Genomic DNA, 387 nt, shown 5'->3' on the forward strand with positions numbered 1-387 from the left:
ATGTTCTGCGCAAGGGCGCTGCACTTGCTTGGGCCGCGCCCGTGCTGGGTGTTCTTACGCCGCCCGCCGTGGCTCAAACGCAGCATTCTCTGATCTTCTCGCCCTTGGGGATGAATTGGAGCCACTGGAGACGATCATCATCGCGCGCGAGGGTGAGATTCTGACCGAGCGCGGGTATCGTGGCCACTCTCCATCTGCGCCGACGAACATCAAGTCCGCCTCCAAACCCGTCATCGCCACCCTGGTCGGCATCGCGATCGAGCGGGGCGTTCTGCGCGGGGTCGATCAACGCATTGCCCCGCTGCTGCGTACCGACATACCCGCTGACGCCGATCCGCGCATCGAGGAAATCACGATCGGTCATCTCTTGAGCATGCAGGCTGGGCT

1 protein-coding gene is annotated in these 387 nt (G+C 63.0%); it reads left to right on the top strand.

The genetic code is table 11. The features are described from left to right. Positions 1–115: 115 nt before the first annotated feature. Positions 116–387, top strand: a 272-nt coding sequence (locus tag EQG76_RS25615) for a serine hydrolase (RefSeq protein WP_235031566.1), incomplete at its 3' end; no start/stop codon positions are given.

Origin of the sequence: Geminicoccus flavidas (assembly GCF_009806515.1) — a bacterium.
GTDB lineage: Bacteria > Pseudomonadota > Alphaproteobacteria > Geminicoccales > Geminicoccaceae > Geminicoccus > Geminicoccus flavidus.